This is a genomic window from Gordonia sp. i37 (assembly GCF_002043085.1).
In the GTDB taxonomy this organism is placed as follows: domain Bacteria; phylum Actinomycetota; class Actinomycetes; order Mycobacteriales; family Mycobacteriaceae; genus Gordonia; species Gordonia polyisoprenivorans.
Window position 1 is genome coordinate 1 of sequence record NZ_MVPX01000531.1, and the last position, 16,796, is coordinate 16,796.

Here is a 16,796-nt window from a genome sequence, read left to right on the forward strand (position 1 = left end):
CGCCGACCGGGCGGCGGCCGTGCTGCGTGTGCGCACCATCGCCGGGATCGCCGGGTATCTGGGACTGCCGTACGACCCCGGCCATGCTCTCGACACCCTCGACGAGCCGGACGTCCACACGTCCTCGACCGATCCCGCTCTGGCTGCGATCATCTCGGCCGTCGCCGACGCCACCGGCCGGGACCCGGCGCAGGTGAGCGCTCTACTCGCCGGCCCGCTGCCGACCACCGATCCCGACCTGGTTCGGTTCACCGACGCCCTGACCGCCCTCGACAAGGAAGTCCTCCGCAGACCATGAATCCCGAGACACCCGCCGCTTCCACGTACTCCCCCACCGACACCCCGCCCCGTGATCTGCGTGCCGCGTTGAGCGCGGTGCGCGGCGAGGTCGCCAAAGCCGTCGTGGGTCAGGATCCGGCCGTCGCCGGTATCCTCATCGCATTGCTGTGCCGCGGCCACATCCTTCTCGAAGGTGTTCCGGGCGTGGCGAAGACGTTGCTGGTGCGCTCGGTCGCGGCAGCGTTGTCCGTCGACACCAAACGCGTGCAGTTCACCCCCGATCTGATGCCCGGTGACGTCACCGGCTCGCTGATCTTCGACAACGCCACCTCCGAGTTCACCTTCCGGCCCGGGCCGGTGTTCACCAATCTCCTTCTGGCAGATGAGATCAATCGGACACCACCCAAGACGCAGGCGTCGCTCCTCGAAGCGATGGAGGAGCGGCAGGTCTCGGTCGACGGTGTGCCCCGCCCGCTCCCCGACCCATTTCTGGTCGCGGCGACCCAGAATCCCGTCGAGTACGAGGGCACTTATCCCCTGCCGGAAGCGCAGCTCGACCGCTTTCTGCTCAAGGTGACCCTGCCCGTCCCACCCCGTGACGACGAGATCACCGTGCTCGCACGGCATGCCGCGGGATTCGACCCGAAGGATCTGGGAGCGGCCGGGCTGCGACCGGTGGCCTCCGCTGCCGACATCGTCGCCGCCGCCGATGCCGTCCGGCACGTTGCGGTGGCCCCGCAGGTGGCGGCGTACATCGTCGACATCGCCCGGGCCACCCGGACCTCACCGTCACTCGCGCTCGGGGTCAGCCCGCGCGGCGCCACCGCCCTGTTGTCCACCAGCCGGGCGTGGGCATGGCTGGGCGGACGGGACTTCGTCACACCCGACGACGTCAAGGCGCTGGCCCAATCGACTCTGGCACATCGCCTTTCGTTGCGACCGGAGGCCGAGCTCGAAGGCGTGTCGGTGGCGGCGGTCCTCGACGCCGCCATCGCCTCGGTGCCCGTGCCGCGCTGATGGTGCTCACCGGCCGGTTCTTCGCGCTCGTGGTGGCGGGCGCGATCCCGGTGATCGCCTACCCACGCTACTGGGTGGCCCTGCTGTGGGTCCTGGGATGCGTGGTCCTCATGGTCGTCGATCTGATCGCCGCCGGGTCGACGAGAACCCTGCGGCTCTACCGGCTTCCGTCGGCGCCCATCCGCCTCGGCGAGACCGGGAGCTCGGTTCTGATGGCGCACAACGTGACCGGCCGCCGGTTCCGGGCGCGGATCAACGATTCGTGGCAGCCGTCGGCGGGCGCGGTGAACGCGGTGCACGCGGTGTCGTTGGCGCCCGGCGAGCAGCAACAGCTGGTGACCGGGCTGCGGCCGACCCGCCGGGGGGATCGGCTCACGCATCGGGTGACGGTACGGCGGATGGGTCCGCTCGGACTGGCCGGGCGGCAATCGGGCTATGCCGTACCCGGCTCCATTCGTGCACTGCCACCGTTCGACTCCCGAAAGTTGTTGCCGTCCCGGCTCGCCCGGCTCCGTCAGCTCGACGGCCGCTCGGCGGTGCGGATTCGTGGGCAGGGCACCGAATTCGACTCCCTGCGTGACTACGTCGACGGCGACGACGTGCGCAGCATCGACTGGCGCGCCACCGCCCGGCGACGGTCGACGGTGGTGCGGACCTGGCAGCCCGAGAAGGACCGCCACATCGTGATCGTGCTGGACACCTCACGCACCTCCGCGGGCCGCATCGGTGATGCTCCGCGTCTCGACGCGGCGATGGACGCGGCCCTGCTGCTGGCCGCCCTCGCCGCGCATGCCGGTGATCGCGTCGATCTGATCGCCGGTGATCGCGTCGTCCACCGGCGCGTGGTCGGCGCGTCGCGAACCACCCTGCTCGGTGATCTCGTCAGCGCGATGACGGCGTTGGAACCGGCCCTACTGGAAGCAGATTGGCCGCTGCTGGCCGCCGAGGTGAGCACACTGACCCGGCAACGAGCGCTGCTCGTGTTGTTGACGCCCCTGGAGCCGGCGGCCATCGAGGAGTCGATGCTGGCACCGCTGTCGGTGCTGGCGCAGCGGTACAAGGTGGTGATCGGATCGGTCCGTGACCCGCAGCTCGCCGCGATGGCTGCTCTGCGCGACGACGCGGCCGACATCTACGACGCCGCCGCTGCCGCCCGCACCCTGGCCCTTCGCGGACGCACCGAATCGGCGGTGTCGCGCCTGGGCGTCGACGTCGTCGACGCCGACCCGGCAGATCTGCCGGCGGCGCTCGCCGATCATTACCTCACCCTCAAGTCGCGCGGTCTGCTCTGAACCAGTCGGTGCGTTCCCCAACCCGGTCTGTTAACTCCCCTATTGGTTGTCAGACGCCCCAATCTGGTTGACAGCCATCGCTACTCGCCACCTGCACACCATCATCGTGTAGCGTCCGGGGCGGGTTGGGGTTTGCTCAGGAGGGGAAATCCGTTGCGCCCGAATCACCTCAGCTCCCCCATATCGGTGGCCGCACTGTCTCTGATCGCTGCGGCCGTCGCGGCCGGTCATGGGGTCAATGCTGGGGTCGATGCCGCGGATTCCGCATCGGTGACTTTGTCCCCGGCGAACGTGCGCCTGGCGTCGACCGTGCTGACAGTCGCGGGGAACACCTCCATCGTGAGCACTCCCATGCCACAGGAGCTCCGAGGCGAACTCTGTCACTCGCCGAATACGTGTCAGGTGGTGGTCTATCCGTCCGGTGCGATCGGCGGTGCCGCACTGCAAGTGGGCGTCACGGCTCTCACCACGGATATCGCGACGACGCCGGGCAAGAAGATCGTCTTCGCCTACTCGCAGGGCGGCATGATCGCGACGACGTGGCTGCAGGACACCGCTGGCTCGCCGAGCGCCCCACCGGCATCGGATCTGACCTTCGTGCTCCTCGGCAATCCGCAGCGCGGGCTCAACGGTCTGGCACCGACCTCCGGTGCCGGATCGGCGACGCCCACCGACACCGGGTACACCGTCATCGACATCTCCCGCGAGTACGACGCCGAATCGGACTGGCCGAACAACCCGCTCAACGGGCTCGCCGTGGCCAACGCGATCGCCGGCTACTTCCTGGTGCACACCGACTACACCGGGGTCGACGTCGACGACCCGAACAATCTCGTCCAGACCGTCGGCGGCACCACCTACGTCCTCGTACCGACCGCGAATCTCCCTCTGCTGGAACCACTCCGGATGATGGGCCTGAATAGTGTGGCCGACCAGCTCAACGGTCCGCTCAAGGTGATCGTCGACGCCGGCTACAGCCGCAGTGGCTACGTCACCCTGTCTGACGACCCTGCGGCACAGGCGACGATCAACAGCGTCTTCGGCACGGTGCCAACACCGTCCACATCGACCGATACGACCGTGCAGGATGCCGCGGCACCGCGAGCCACCGCACAGACCGTGCTCACGCCCACGTCGTTGCCGGCGCCCTCGTCGACATCGGTCGGCTACCGGGTAAAGACCAGCGCCGCAGCAGCTCTTGGGACGGCCAGGCGGAGCACGTCCACACCGGCCGACGCGACGCAACCGGGGACCGCCGAATCGCCGAGCACGACCGCTACCGACACCTCGTCCTGGAACATCGATCCCACCGGTCCGGCGGCGTCGCCGGGTTCGGGAGTCTCGTCGAGTCCGACAGCATCTGGTCCTACGCAGTCGGACTCCACCGGCTATGTCGGCAGGCACCGCGCATCCGACGCGACGTCAACGGATTCCGGCGGCGTTACGGGTCAGAGTTCGTCGAAGGGCGCCGCGTAACGGAAGGTCCCGGTCGGCGCGTCGGCGGTGATCGACAGGGTTTGGAAATGTCTGCCCCAGTCGGGGTCTGGTGAGCCAACTCCGAGATTGGCGGCCTCCCGGAAACCGAAGCGGTCGTAGTAATCGGGATCACCCAGTAGCGCCAAGAGCGTCTCTCCCTGTTCGCGTGCGGAGTCGATGAGTGCATTCATCAACGCACTGCCGACGCCGCGGCCCTGCATGTCGGGATGGACGGCCAGCGGGCCGATTCCCACCGCTGGGTGACGACCAACCCAGCCTCGCGTACCGATGACGAATCCGACGACCCGATCGTCGACGACACCGACAAGCGACAGACCCGACAGGTAGCCCACATCGTTGAATAGCGCGTCGGTCAGCGGCACCTCGACAGGCACCTCCGGGCCGTCGGCCGAACCGAAGGCCGCCCGCACCACCTCGCGGATCGCCGGACGTACTTCGGACGACTCACACCTAATCTGCACCGGTATCACCGTCCGTCTCGACTCGCCATGATTGCACTGTCACCGCGGTCGACATCGGGGATGTCGCCGCGCTCACCGTCGTTGTAGGCCCACCGGCCTGCGGTGAACACGTAGACGAAGAAACCCACCCAGACGAACACGCCGATGCCGATACGTGCCCAGGTGGGTAACCCCGACGGCGTCACGAACGCCTCGATGAGCCCGGTGATCAGCAGTAGGACAACCAATCCCAGCGCGATGCCGATCGCCGCGCGACCCTGCTCGGCCAGTGACTGCATCCGTGTTTTCGGGCCGGGCGCGATCCATGACCAGAAGACCCGTAGACCCACCCCGGCGGAGACGAACAGACAGGTCATCTCCAGCAGTCCGTGCGGGGTGATCAAGCCGAAGAACACGTCGGCGCGGCCGTGCCGGATCATGATCGACGCGGTGACCGCGACGTTGAGGATATTGCTCCACACCACCATGACGATCGGAAAACCGAAGACGCCGAATGCAATACAGGTGGCGGCGAGCCAGAAGTTGTTGGTCCACACCCGCAACGCGAACGACGTCGCGGCGTTCTCGGTGTAGTAGTTCGCGAAGTCGTTGTCGACGAGTCGCTCGATGTCGGCCGGGCTGCCGAAGGCGGTCTCGGTGCTGGGATGGTCCAGGAACCACCACGTCATCGCGAACATCCCGACGAACGACACGATCAGAACGCTGAGCCACCACCAGCGCATCGCATACAACGCCGCGGGGAACGTCCGACCGAAGTAGCGGCCGACGATCGCCCAACTGCTCTCCTTGACACCCGCAGATCGGGTCCGCGCCTTGGCCAACAACGCCGAGAGGTAGCCGACGAGGGAGGCGTCGGGAGCGGTGGACCGGATGACCGAGAGATGCGTGGCCACCCGCTGGTAGGTGTCGATCAGTTCGTCGGCCTCCGCCCCGGAGAGCCTGCGGCGCTTGGTGAGCTGCTCGAGCCGCTCCCAGGTCGGTCGCTTGTCGCTCACGTAGGCATCGAGATCCACCTCGACAGCTTAGAACGCGAGAGGATCGAGGAGTGGCGATGTGTTCCGGTTGATCGACGCCGCTCTCGGCGTGGTGGCCTAGAGTGTGGCGCATGTATCCGCAGCAGATGACCTATCCGGTGCGGCCGTATCCGCCGGTCACCTGGGGTCGGGGCGCGGTCGGCACGGTCGGCGTCGGTCGCGACGACCAGGTGTCGGGTGAGGCCGTCGCCCTCGACTTGCCTGCCGCCTCGTTCGGGCTGCGGATTCTGTCCGGGGTGATCGATCTGATCCTCGGTTACCTCGTGTTGATCCTCGGCATCTACCTGTCGTTCAAGCTGGCCTATGACGTCGACGACGCGTTGTTCGGCGCCTGCCTCACGGTGTCGACGGTGATCGCATTCGCCGCGGTGCCGACGACGTGGGAGACACTGACGCGTGGGAAAACCCTCGGGCACGTGATACTCGGGTTGCGGACCGTGCGCGACGACGCCGGCCCGATCCGATTCCGCCACGCCCTGACCCGGGCGATGATCGGCGTGATCGAGATCTACACGTTCTTCGGTGTCCCGGCGATGATCTGCGCGGCGGTGAACCGCCGCAACAAACGCATCGGCGACCTCGTCGCCGGCACATACGTGATCCGCGAACGATTCAAGATCACGCTGCCCGAACCGATCCCGATGCCGCCGCCACTGGCCCCGTGGGCGAGCACAGCCGACATCGCCGCTCTCCCGGACCCGTTGGCGGTGTCGGTACGGCAGTTCCTGAATCGTCGTGAGGGCTACAATCCGGCGGCGCGCTCGGCTCTCGCGGAGCGTCTGATCTTCGCGATCGCGCCGTACGTCGCGCCCGCTCCTCCGCCGCAGGCGCCGGCCGAGGATGTCCTCGCCGCAGTCATGGCAGCACGACGCGAACGCGACACCGCACGGCTGGCCCGCGAGGACCGGCTGCGAACACGTTTGCTGCGCTGAGCTTTCCGGTCATCCGCCTCGGCGGCCGATGGACCCGTCGGTCATTTGAGGTCGGCGCTGGACTTGCCGAGGATGCGGCGGGCGATGATCAGCTGCTGGATCTGCTGCGTGCCCTCGAAGATATCGAGGATCTTGGCGTCGCGAGCCCACTTCTCGAGCAGCATGGTCTCCGAGAATGCCGCGGTCGCACCGAGTTCCACCGCCTTGTTGGTGATGTCGGTGACGGTGCGGCCCGCCTTGGCCTTCGACATCGACGCCTCGGTGGAGTTGGGCTCCTTGTTGTCGGCCATCCAGGCCGCCCGGACCGCGAGCAACCAGGAAGCCTCCCAATCGGATTCGAGCCGGATGAACTCGGCGACCGCGGCATGCTGGGTGGCCGCGGGGGCGTCGTAGTCGATGGTGTGGCCGGCGTCGCCGAGCAGGCTGCGCAGTTCTTCGAGCGCGGCCCGGCCGAGTCCCACGGCCATCGCGGCGACCACCGGGCGGGTGTTGTCGAAGGTCTGCATGACCCCGGCGAAGGCCTTCTTGGTCTCCACTTCCGGTGAGCCGAGCAGGTTTTCGGCGGGCACACGCGCGTTCTCGAACCGCAGGACCGCGGTGTCGGAGGCCTTGATGCCCAGCTTGTGCTCGAGACGCACCACGCTCACGCCGTCGGCGTCGAGGGGCACGACGAAGCTCTTGATCGCGGCGCGACCGGCACTCTTGTCGACGGTCGCCCAGACGACCACGTGGTCGGCGCGGGAGCCGGCGGTGACGAAGATCTTCTCGCCGTTGATGACGTAATCGTCGCCGTCGCGTGTGGCCGTCGTCGACACCGCCGCCGAGTCGGAGCCGAAGCTCGGTTCGGGGATCGCCATCGCCGCCCAGACACCGGAGAACTTCTCGAGCTGTTCCGGCGTGGCCACCGCGGAGATCGCGGCGTTGCCCAATCCCTGGTACGGGATGGACAGCATCAGGGCGACGTCGCCCCAACCCATCTCGACGCCGTGCAGCACGCCACGGATGTTGGCGCCGTTGACGGTGCCCGCATCGGCATCGGTTCCACCCGACTTGTCCGACTCCTTGGCCGCCTCTCGCGCCTTCTTGGCGAGTGCACCCAGGTCGTCGAGTTCCTTGGGGTATTCGTGCTCGGCCTTGTCGTACTTGCGCGAGACCGGTCGGAAGATGTGCTCGGCCGCGAGGTGGGCTTGCTCGACCGCCGAATCGAACTTCTTCGGGAGCTCCAGGTTGATCGCCATGCGGGCTATCTTACTCAGAAGTAAGATGCTGTCCAGCCCACTGTTCCGCGCTTGATGCCTACCCTCTAGTGGTGGCCTACGACGATGAACTCGCGTTTCGTATCCGCGCGTTGCTGAGCGGTGAGAGCAATGTGGACGAGAAGCCGATGTTCGGCGGGCTCGCCTTCCTCATCAACGGCAACATGGCACTGGCCGCGAGCTCCCGCGGTGGACTCATGGTGCGGGTCCCACCCGAGGAGACCGAGGCGCTGTTGGAGTATCCGCATACCGAGCCGATGATCATGTCCGGCCGCGAGACACGCGGCTGGCTCCGCGTCGGCGACGACGGCGTGCGCACCGAGCGCCAGTTGAGCCGATGGGTCACCCTCGGATCGGACTACGCGCGCAAGCTGCCGCCGAAGTACTGACTTACTGGAGTGCCGAAGACTGCAGCCCCCGAAGCACTAGGGGATGAGCCTGCGCTCCCGGAGTTGCTCGAAGATCCTGGTGAACATGGCATCGGTCTCGATGTAGTCATGGAATCCGGCGCGTCGGCTCTTGGAGGTATCGGCGATCACGTCGTAGTCCCAGCCGAACACGAAATCGCCGAATTGCCAGGAGGAGACGTCCTCGTACGGGGTGGGCTCCAGTTCGTACTCGGCGACCATCGCGTCCCATACCTGCTGCTTGTCGGCCATCACCTCGGACAACGACATGGGCAACGGATCCGCGACCGGGATGTCGAAGAAGTCGGCGACCACCGACCACATGCGCTGCCACCGGAACATGTCGCCGTTGGTGATGTTGAAGGCCTCGTTGGCGGCCGACGGAGTCGTCGCCGCCCATTCGGTGGCGCGCGCGAGCAGGCCCGCGTCGGTCATTTCGATGAGGCTGGAGTAGGCACCCGGCTTGCCGGGAAAGCGCAGTGGGATTCCGAGTTCCTTGCTGATCGACGCGTACACGGCGAGCACCATCGCGATATTCAACGGATTGCCCACGGTGACTCCCGCAACGACCGACGGGCGGATCGCCGACCACGACCAGCTCTGTCCACGCTGCCGTCGCTCGAGCAATTGTTGCTGATCGACATTGAACTCGGGGGGCATGTGCGGCGGGTCGCTCTCCCTGGCGGGGGTCGCGAACGGGCCGAGATGAGCCCCGTAGACCTTGTAGCCCTGCATCAGGCTGACGTGCTCCAAGGCGGGTAGGAGATCCACCGAATCCAGGACGTTGCGCAGCATCGTCACGTTCGGTTCGACGAGTTCCGACCAGTTCGGACGGTCCTGGTAGGCGGCGTAGAACAGATGCGTCGTCTCCGCGGCACGACCGATCGCGGCCCGCGTGGAGTCGAGATCGAGGAGATCTGCGCGCTCGTGGCGTATGCGTGGCCGGTTCTCTGCGCCACGTCGGGATATCCCGACCACATCCCAGTTGTCCGTGCTTGCCAGGTGCTCGACCAGGTTGCCGCCGATGACCCCCCGTGCACCGATGACCAGAGCGTTCCCGCGTACCGACATGAAGCCTCCATCGCTAGATCGTGATTTTACGATGAATGTATATCACAAGATCGCGATGAGCAGATATGCTGGAGTGATGAGCGACAGAGAGTTGGTCGACACCGACGAGTGGGTGGTCACCGCCCTCAAGGCGATCGCACATCCGCAGCGGATGGCGATCATGCGATGGCTGCGCGACCCGGAAAGTTTCCCGCCCCAACTCGAACCCGCAAGCGAAGTGGGCGTCTGCCTCAAGCACATTCAAGCCCGGATGGGTGCATCGCAGTCGACCGTCTCGCAGTATGTGGCGGTCTTACAGCGCGCAGACCTCGTGCACTGCACCAAGATCGGCCAGTGGTCACACTACCGACGCAATGAGGATGCCCTCGCGCGCCTCAATCAGCTTCTGCCCGAGATCATCTGACACTCGGCTTGCCGTTACGGAACGATGTTGACCAGTCGCCCCGGCACGATGATCACCTTGCGGGGCTCCCCGTCGAGCAGGGCGACGATCTTCTCGTCAGCCAGCGCCACCTCACGGAGCGTCGCCTCGTCGGCGTCGGCGGCAACGGTGATGCGGCTCTTGACCTTTCCCTTCACCTGCACGGCGATCTCGACGGTGTCGGCGACGAGCCACCGCGGGTCGGCGTCCGGGAAGGGCCCGCGCACCAGCAGTTCACCGTGGCCCAGGCGGTGCCAGAGTTCCTCGGCGATGTGCGGGGCCAGCGGGGCGAGCATGGTGACCAGCGGCTCCACGGCGGCGCGCGGGGCACCGCCCTCGAACTGCTTGGTGAGGTGATTGGTGAGTTTGATCAGCGCCGCGACCGCGATGTTGAAGCGCAGCCCGGCGAACTCCTCTCGCACCTCGGCGATCGTCGTGTGCAGCAACCGCTTCGTCACGTCATCGAGCTCGGCGTCGGTGACCCGCACCGCGCCGGTCTCCTCGTCGACCACCAGACGCCACACCCGCTGCAGGAATCGCTGAAGTCCCACAACATCTTTGGTGGCCCACGGGCGAGACTGGTCGAGCGGCCCCATGTACATCTCGTAGAGACGCAGGGTGTCGGCGCCGTAGTCGGCGGCGATGTCATCGGGGGTCACCGAATTCTTCAGCGACTTCCCCATCTTCCCGTATTCCTGGGAGACCTCGTCGCCGTTGTAGAAGAACTTCCCGTCACGCTCGGTCACCTCCTCGGCGGGCACGTAGATGCCGCGCGAGTCGGTGTAAGCGTAGGCCTGGATCATGCCCTGATTGAACAGCTTTCGGTACGGCTCGCGGCTGGTCACATAACCGAGGTCGAAGAGGACCTTGTGCCAGAAGCGCGAGTACAGCAGGTGCAGCACGGCATGCTCGACGCCACCGATGTAGAGGTCGAGGCCGCCGGGATCGTTCGGCCCGTGCAACGCCGGTCGCGGGCCCATCCAGTAGGCCTCGTTCTCCTTGGCGCACAACGTCTCGTCGTTGGTGGGATCGATGTAGCGCAGCTGATACCACGAGCTGCCCGCCCACTGCGGCATCACGTTGGCGTCGCGGGTGTAGGTCTGCAGACCGTCACCGAGATCGAGCTCGACGGTCATCCACTCGGTCGCCTTGGCCAGCGGCGGCGACGGCTCGGATCCGGAGTCCTCCGGGTCGAAGGACACCGGCGCGTAGTCGTCGACTTCCGGGAGTTCCACCGGCAGCATCGATTCCGGCAACGCGTGGGCCTGACCGGCGGCGTCGTAGACGATCGGGAACGGTTCGCCCCAATACCGCTGGCGGGCGAAGAGCCAGTCGCGCAGCTTGTACTGGATGGTGCCGGCGCCGGCGCCGCGCTCCTCGAGCCACGCGATGATCGCGGCCTTGGCCTCGTCGACGCGCAAACCGTCGAGGAAACCGGAATTGACCAGCGGCCCATCGCCGACGAACGGCTCGGTGGCCACCCCCTGCTCGGATCCGATGACCTCCAGGATGGGCAGGCCGAAGACGGTGGCGAACTCATAGTCACGACCGTCGTGAGCGGGCACCGCCATGATCGCCCCGGTGCCGTAGCCCATCAGCACGTAGTCGGCGATGAACACCGGGATCTCGCGCCCGTCCACGGGATTGGTGGCGTAGGTGCCGGTGAAGACGCCGGTCTTCTCCTTGTTCTCCTGCCGCTCGAGATCCGATTTGGCGGCGATCGCGGTGCGGTAGGCCGCGATGGCGGCGGTCGGGGTGTCGGCACCGCCACCGGTCCATCGGGGATCGGTGCCGTCGGGCCAGGCGTCGGCGGTCAGCTCGTCGACGAGCGGATGCTCGGGTGAGAGCACCATGTAGGTGGCGCCGAACAGCGTGTCGGGGCGGGTGGTGAAGACCTCGATCGTCGTGCCGCCGGCGGCAAAGCGGACCTGCGCGCCCCGGGAACGCCCGATCCAGTTGCGCTGCATGGTCTTGACCTTCTCCGGCCAATCCAGGTCCTCGAGGTCGTCGAGGAGGCGGTCGGAATAGGCGGTGATGCGCATCATCCACTGCCGCAAGTGCTTACGGAACACCGGGAAGTTGCCGCGGTCGCTGCGACCGTCGGCGGGGACCTCCTCGTTGGCGAGCACGGTACCCAGCCCGGGACACCAGTTGACCAGCGAATCACTCTGATACACCAGACGATAGGAGTCGACGACCTCGTTGCGCTCGGCCGGTGACAGGTCGGCCCAGTCCCGTCCGTCGAGCTTGTCGTGACCATCGAGAGTGCGTGCACCCGATTCGAATTCGGCGATCAGCTCGGAGACCGGCCGCGCCTTGCGCTGCTCGGTGTCGTAGAAGGCGTTGTAGATCTGCAGAAAGATCCACTGCGTCCAGCGATAGAAGTCCACGTCGGTGGTCGCCACGCGTCGTCGTTCGTCATGACCGAGCCCGAGCCGGCGGATCTGACCGAGGTAGCGCTCGATGTTGGCCTCGGTGGTGGTACGCGGATGGGTACCGGTCTGCACCGCGTACTGCTCGGCGGGCAGGCCGAAGGAGTCGAAGCCCATCGTGTGCAGGACGTTGCGGCCGATCATCCGCTGATACCGCGCGAACACGTCGCTGGCGATGAACCCCAAGGGATGTCCGACGTGCAGACCCGCACCCGAGGGATACGGGAACATGTCCTGGACGAAGACCTTCTCGGGCGAGTCGGGAGCGCCGCCACCGAAGGCGCTGAGATCACCGGCCAGCGGCCCTACCGGGTTCGGCGCCTCGAAGGCGTGCCGGTCGGACCAGTTCCGCTGCCAGCGCTGCTCGATCTGTCCCGCCAGTTCGGCCGTGTAGCGATGGGTGCCCTGGGCCGGTGGGGTCGAGGTATCCGCTGAAGTCACCCCACCAGCGTAAATGGTGGCCCGAGGCACACTGCAGCGGCACTCGCCCCACTCGCGCGCGGAGTCCGCGGGCGAGTTTCGCCCCTGCCTGCCCCAGCTCGTATGGTGGTCGGGTGAGCGTTCTGTCCGTCGTCGTCGCCATCTGCGTGTTCGTCCTGGCCCTCGTGTGGGTCGCGGTCGGGGTCGCCGGTCTGCGCGGCACGCTGCGACGCAACCGCTGGCTCGGCGTTCGCGCACCGGAGACGCTGGTCTCCGACGAGGCCTTCGCGCTGGCCAACAAGGTGGCCGCCCCCGGCACCCTCGGCGCCGCGGTGATCCTGATCGCCGGCGGCCTGCTGACGCTCGGTGTCGGCGGCACGTGGTCGTTCCTGTTCGCCGTCGCCGCCCTGCTCGCCGCGCTGGTGGTGGTCGGCGTGGTCAGTGGTTACGGGGTGCGCGCGGCGCGCTGGGCGGTCGACCCCGACGACGACTCGGGTTGCTCATGCTGTTCTGCCGATGCCGGCTCCCATGACCACACCGCCCCCGCGACGGATGCGGCGAAAACCGACGCGCAGGGCCCGGCCGACGAGTGTGGCGAATCGAGCTGCGCATCATGCACCTTGCGTGGTGTGTGCGCGGCCGAACCGGCAGCCGACACCGCCCAGCGCTGAGCGACCGCATGCGCTCCCTGCTGAGCCGTTCGCCGATCGACGGGTTCATCCTGGCGATCCTCACAGCGGTCGTCGCCGCGGCCTTCCTGCCGGCCCGTGGCCAATTCGCCGACGTCCTCGACTGGGTCGTCGTGGTCGCCATCGGCTTCCTGTTCTTCCTCTACGGCGCCCGACTACACCCCCGGCAGGCACTCGAGGGGCTGACGCACTGGCGCCTGCACCTGATCATCCTGGCCTTCACCTTCGTGGTGTTCCCCCTCATCGGGCTCGCGCTGCAACCGCTGCTGCGGCCGGTGATCGGCGACGACCTCACATCGGGGTTGCTGTATCTGTGCCTGGTGCCGTCGACGGTGCAGTCCTCGATCGCGTTCACCTCGATGGCCCGGGGCAATGTCGCGGGCGCGATCGTGAGTGCGTCGGCGTCGAACCTACTCGGCGTCGTCCTCACCCCGGTGCTGGTCGTGGTGCTCATGTCGAGCACCAACGGTGTGCACATCACCGGCTCGCAGGTCCTGGAGATCCTGCTGGAGATCCTGGTGCCGTTCATCCTCGGCCAGCTGTGCCGGCCACTGGTCACGCCGATCCTGAAGCGATTCGCCGAGCCGACGAAGTACGTGGATCGCGGGTCGATCGTGCTCGTCGTCTACGCCGCGTTCAGCGAGGGTGTGCGCAACGGCATCTGGTCGATCGTCGGGGTGTGGCAGGTGGTGGCGATGGCGGTGGTCGCGATCGTGCTCGTCGCGTTCATGCTGTGGCTGACCGGATGGCTGCCACGACGGCTCGGCTTCCACCGCGAGGACGCCATCGCCATCCAGTTCTGCGGCACCAAGAAGAGCCTCGCGACCGGTCTGCCGATGGCGACGGTGTTGTTCAGCGGGTCGGTGGTTGGCCTGATCGTGTTGCCGCTCATGATTTTTCACCAGATACAGCTGATCATGTGCTCGTGGTTGGCCACCCGCTACGGTCGCGAGGCCGCCGCCCTCGATGCCGCCGAATCCGGGTCGGAACCGGGCTGAGAGCGTCGGGTACGAATACAGCTTCCACCGGAGCGGGCCACCGACCCCGATTCCACGGCGTGTCGCGCCGAATCGGTGGAATCTGTATTCGCCTTCCCCGAGCGGTCGGCTCTCAGCCGATGTCACCGCGATGCCAGCGGTGCACCGCCCAGCTGACGCCGTAGAAGGCCGCGACCACACCCACGAGGGCGATCACGGCGTAGAGCAGGATCGTCGCACCGAGCACCGCCCCGGCGAAATAGCCGGCCAGCAGCACCGCAGACGCCCACGTCAGTGCGCCGATCGCATCAGCGATGCCGAACCGCACGAAACTCATCCGACTGATGCCCGCCATCCGCGGCACAATCGTCCGCACGTACCCGACCCAGCGGCCGGTGCCGACGACGAGCAGGCCGGATCGTTCCAGACGCTGCTGGGCGTTGTCCCAGCGTTGTTCGCCGAATCGGCGCCCGAGCCCCGACTCCTTGAGCCGCTGCCCACCGACCCGGCCCAGCCAATACCCGGTCGCATCCCCGGCGACCGCGCACAACACGACGACGACCACCAGCCAGGCGATGTTGGTGGAGCCGACCGCTGCCGCGACCCCGGCCGCGAGCAGCACCGCCTCGCTCGGCATCACCAGACCGGCGATCAGCAGGGCCGTCTCGAGGTAGACGATGCCCGCAGCGATCAGGTAGACCGCCCAGGAGGGAACCGACTCGATGACCCCGATGAGCCAGTCGGCGAAGGCGTGCATCAGCCGAGACCAGAGGGATCACATATCCGGATACCAGGTTTCAACGTTCTTCTACTCACCCGCTCACCGCGCCCAGTTCTCTCACCCGCACCATCGCACGGCGCAGACTCGCGCTGTGCTCGGCGGCCACATCTATATCCCAGTGTCGCAGCGCGAACTCATTGAGATGATCTGTATACAGCGGCCCTGCTTTGCCATCAAGCCTCACCACCTCTTCTCTGATCTCACGTGATGAAGACTTGCTGGAGAGCGCCAGCAATGTCTGCTTTGGATGCTGCAGTGACTCCGGATCCCTTGGGATCTTCGACCGGGCTACCTTAAGGTAAGAGGCGAGGCCTGCGCCGTCGGCCAGGAGCCATGCTTCCGTCATCGGATCTACAATTCTCAACTGGAAAAGCGGTGATATCGGCTCCGTTAATGGAGCCAGCAGGGCTCTTCGCAAGTCGACTGGGCACACAGAATCTGAATCGCGAAAAACGACCCAGGGCTCGCGCAGAGCGGCGCGATTGTAGTTTGCTATGAGTGGGTCCAGGCGCGTTTTCCCACCCTTAACAATAACTTTCGATACCTCCGCACCACAGTGATGCGCGAGCGCACGCGCCATTCCTTCATCCGAAGCCCCCTCGACAACTATATTCATCACCGAGTCTTCGAATCTTTCCCGACCGCCACCAGACCTGACAAATCTCGTGGATCGATCATTCCCTGAACGATGTCAGATTTCGGCAGCTCGGCCGCGACCTCCTCGGCTACGTCACGCGAATCCGAGAGCAGCATCGCTTCCGTACCTTCCTTGGCGGAGCGCAAAACCAGGATCTCGTCACTATGGACACCCTCGTCATCGAGAAGTTCGGGAGCATGGGTGGAGAGGACCACTTGTAAGTCTTTAGCCCGCTGGGTAACCGCAAGCATTGCAGGAATTTTTCGTACAACACTTGCATTCAAAGAAAGTTCCGGCTCTTCAAGAAGCAGGACCCCGCCATTCGCTGGAGTGCTGACCATGGTCCACAGCAATCCAATCAGCCGAAGAGTCCCATCCGAGAACTCCGCCTCCGACTGACGCGCCGGATTCTTGCGCCAGTTCTTGTATCCCGCCATTAGATGCGGTCTGCCAGAATGGTCAACCGCAATCTCCAGCGATTCGAACTCCGGTACTGCTGCCCGCAGTGCGTCCTGCATCCGCCGTAACCACGCATCTCTTGTCTTCGGCGCCACCGCATTCATCTGAGCGATAAAATCCCCGCCGAACTCGCCAGGCAAATCATAGTGCGAAGGTTCTCTGATTATCTGGGGGACAAGATGGAAATAACGAACCTTCACAAAGTAATCCGCTAGAGCACGAAAACTCTGATTGGCCGCTATTTGCTCCAGATGTGATTGAGTGAGGAGCTCGGGATCATTGTCATCGTCACAGTTTGGCCGGTCAAGGATCACACTACCGTTCTTGATTACCTTTTCCTCGGCTATTAAAGGCCTGTTCTTCCCACGCCCCTCGCCTTTGACAGAAAGCCGGTAAGTCCACCGATCGTTACCTTCTTCCAATTCAAGCTCAACGATTAGGCGGCCACCTTCATGATTGCGGGCAAAGAGGCTCCGTACCTTTGATAAACCACCTCGATTACCTAGTGCAGCCGCCAGGCCGCCTCCCGGTCGGGCTATGTCACCGAGGAACCGGAACAGATCAATCAGATTGGACTTCCCCGCTGCGTTTGGTCCCACAACAAAGAGGCGCGATTGCATGGTGAAGTCAAGCGTCTTGAAGTTGCGCCAGTTGCTCGCGTGAACATGCACGATCCGCACTGTGGCCTCCCGCCGCTGACCTATGTCATCTTCTTTCACCGGACAGTCTAATCA

The 16,796-nt window shown here is 65.7% G+C and carries 16 protein-coding genes and 1 pseudogene; 9 read left to right on the top strand and 8 right to left on the bottom strand.

Translation table 11 applies throughout. The features are described 5' to 3' along the window. The 4 genes and pseudogenes from B1964_RS26355 to B1964_RS26370 form a co-directional block, all read left to right on the top strand. Nucleotides 1-298, top strand: a pseudogene (locus tag B1964_RS26355) (DUF4350 domain-containing protein); the annotation flags it as partial. Then, entirely contained in the window at nucleotides 295-1,296 is a 1,002-nt protein-coding gene (locus B1964_RS26360; RefSeq protein WP_079931915.1) for a MoxR family ATPase, read from the top strand. The pseudogene B1964_RS26355 and the gene B1964_RS26360, both read left to right, overlap by 4 nt. Continuing rightward, complete coding sequence (locus B1964_RS26365; protein WP_079931916.1) at nucleotides 1,296-2,588, top strand: DUF58 domain-containing protein; 1,293 nt, start codon at nucleotides 1,296-1,298, stop codon at nucleotides 2,586-2,588. The genes B1964_RS26360 and B1964_RS26365 overlap by 1 nt, the downstream gene beginning before the upstream one ends. 186 nt (nucleotides 2,589-2,774) lie before the next feature. Then, nucleotides 2,775-4,064, top strand: a complete 1,290-nt coding sequence (locus tag B1964_RS26370) for a PE-PPE domain-containing protein (protein ID WP_079931917.1) — start codon at nucleotides 2,775-2,777, stop codon at nucleotides 4,062-4,064. On the opposite strand, the gene B1964_RS26375 is transcribed toward B1964_RS26370, so the two are convergent. Continuing rightward, nucleotides 4,037-4,546: an N-acetyltransferase gene (locus tag B1964_RS26375; protein ID WP_079931933.1), complete on the bottom strand. Its 510-nt coding sequence runs from the start codon at nucleotides 4,544-4,546 to the stop codon at nucleotides 4,037-4,039. The genes B1964_RS26370 and B1964_RS26375 overlap by 28 nt on opposite strands. 5 nt (nucleotides 4,547-4,551) lie before the next feature. Further along, nucleotides 4,552-5,559, bottom strand: a complete 1,008-nt coding sequence (locus B1964_RS26380; RefSeq protein WP_079931918.1) for a stage II sporulation protein M — start codon at nucleotides 5,557-5,559, stop codon at nucleotides 4,552-4,554. A gap of 83 nt (nucleotides 5,560-5,642) precedes the next feature. Between B1964_RS26380 and B1964_RS26385 the strand changes: the two genes are divergently transcribed. Then, nucleotides 5,643-6,512, top strand: coding sequence for an RDD family protein (locus B1964_RS26385; RefSeq protein WP_079931919.1), 870 nt, complete (start codon nucleotides 5,643-5,645; stop codon nucleotides 6,510-6,512). A 41-nt stretch (nucleotides 6,513-6,553) separates the two neighbouring features. Here the strand turns inward: B1964_RS26385 and B1964_RS26390 are convergent, their stop codons facing one another. Then, nucleotides 6,554-7,750 (bottom strand): acyl-CoA dehydrogenase family protein, encoded by a 1,197-nt coding sequence (locus tag B1964_RS26390; RefSeq protein WP_079931920.1) that lies wholly within the window; start codon nucleotides 7,748-7,750, stop codon nucleotides 6,554-6,556. A gap of 71 nt (nucleotides 7,751-7,821) precedes the next feature. Between B1964_RS26390 and B1964_RS26395 the strand changes: the two genes are divergently transcribed. Beyond that, complete coding sequence (locus tag B1964_RS26395; protein ID WP_020172943.1) at nucleotides 7,822-8,157, top strand: TfoX/Sxy family protein; 336 nt, start codon at nucleotides 7,822-7,824, stop codon at nucleotides 8,155-8,157. Between the two features lie 36 nt (nucleotides 8,158-8,193). Here the strand turns inward: B1964_RS26395 and B1964_RS26400 are convergent, their stop codons facing one another. Then, entirely contained in the window at nucleotides 8,194-9,246 is a 1,053-nt protein-coding gene (locus tag B1964_RS26400) for an SDR family oxidoreductase (protein WP_079931921.1), read from the bottom strand. Between the two features lie 76 nt (nucleotides 9,247-9,322). On the opposite strand from B1964_RS26400, the gene B1964_RS26405 reads away from it, so the two are divergent. Next, nucleotides 9,323-9,649 carry a metalloregulator ArsR/SmtB family transcription factor gene (locus tag B1964_RS26405; RefSeq protein WP_079931922.1) on the top strand — a complete coding sequence of 109 codons (327 nt, stop codon included), beginning with the start codon at nucleotides 9,323-9,325 and terminating at the stop codon, nucleotides 9,647-9,649. Nucleotides 9,650-9,663: 14 nt separating this feature from the next. On the opposite strand, the gene leuS is transcribed toward B1964_RS26405, so the two are convergent. Then, nucleotides 9,664-12,540, bottom strand: coding sequence for a leucine--tRNA ligase (gene leuS, locus B1964_RS26410; RefSeq protein ID WP_079931923.1), 2,877 nt, complete (start codon nucleotides 12,538-12,540; stop codon nucleotides 9,664-9,666). A 113-nt stretch (nucleotides 12,541-12,653) separates the two neighbouring features. Here leuS and B1964_RS26415 point away from each other — a divergent pair, with 113 nt between their 5' ends. After that, complete coding sequence (locus B1964_RS26415) at nucleotides 12,654-13,190, top strand: SdpI family protein (RefSeq protein ID WP_079931924.1); 537 nt, start codon at nucleotides 12,654-12,656, stop codon at nucleotides 13,188-13,190. A gap of 8 nt (nucleotides 13,191-13,198) precedes the next feature. Further along, a complete protein-coding gene (locus tag B1964_RS26420; protein ID WP_079931925.1) occupies nucleotides 13,199-14,206 on the top strand; it encodes a bile acid:sodium symporter family protein in 1,008 nt (335 codons plus the stop codon). Nucleotides 14,207-14,318: 112 nt separating this feature from the next. Here B1964_RS26420 and B1964_RS26425 read toward each other — a convergent pair whose 3' ends face one another. From B1964_RS26425 to B1964_RS26435, 3 genes are all read right to left on the bottom strand, one after another. Further along, nucleotides 14,319-14,942, bottom strand: a complete 624-nt coding sequence (locus tag B1964_RS26425) for a DedA family protein (RefSeq protein ID WP_006368586.1) — start codon at nucleotides 14,940-14,942, stop codon at nucleotides 14,319-14,321. A gap of 55 nt (nucleotides 14,943-14,997) precedes the next feature. Beyond that, a complete protein-coding gene (locus tag B1964_RS30795; protein WP_139765885.1) occupies nucleotides 14,998-15,312 on the bottom strand; it encodes a hypothetical protein in 315 nt (104 codons plus the stop codon). 269 nt (nucleotides 15,313-15,581) lie between these two features. Then, nucleotides 15,582-16,781: an ATP-binding protein gene (locus tag B1964_RS26435; protein WP_253194209.1), complete on the bottom strand. Its 1,200-nt coding sequence runs from the start codon at nucleotides 16,779-16,781 to the stop codon at nucleotides 15,582-15,584. Nucleotides 16,782-16,796: the final 15 nt, after the last annotated feature.